This window comes from Prevotella sp. HJM029, assembly GCF_000599605.1.
In the GTDB taxonomy this organism is placed as follows: domain Bacteria; phylum Bacteroidota; class Bacteroidia; order Bacteroidales; family Bacteroidaceae; genus Prevotella.
Map to the genome: position 1 here is coordinate 1 of NZ_AZHT01000126.1, position 465 is coordinate 465.

A 465-nucleotide genomic window follows, 5' to 3' on the forward strand; every position below is an offset into this window, starting at 1 on the left:
GAATTATTTTCGCTTGTGTGGCTGTTGCTGTGGTCGGCAGTTTTCTGCATAAGTGAGGAACGCTTTAATTCGGGTAACTTTGCCCATAAAAATTAAAGCGTATGAAACAAGAGAAAATGAAGGTGTTGCTCTACATCAAAAAGAGCGGTCTTGACAAGTCGGGCAAGGCTCCGATTATGGGACGTATTACACTTGGAAGGAGTATTGCACAGTTCAGTTGCAAACTCTCCTGCAATCCAGAGTTGTGGAATCCCCGTGAGAGTAGAATGAACGGAAAGAGTCGTGAGGCGGTGGAGATAAACGGTAAATTGGAAAATCTGCTGTTGTCTGTTCAGTCGGCTTATCAATCTCTGCTATCCAAAGGTTGCCCATTTGATGCAGCCGATGTAAAAGAGCTGTTTCAAGGCAGCGTACAGACACGATGTATGCTTATCGAACGATTGGACATCCTCATCAGGGAGAAGA

At 44.7% G+C, this 465-nt stretch carries 1 protein-coding gene; it reads left to right on the plus strand.

Translation table 11 applies throughout. The features are described 5' to 3' along the window. Nucleotides 1-101: 101 nt before the first annotated feature. Nucleotides 102-465, plus strand: a 364-nt coding sequence (locus X919_RS14935; RefSeq protein WP_036917363.1) for an Arm DNA-binding domain-containing protein, incomplete at its 3' end; no start/stop codon positions are given.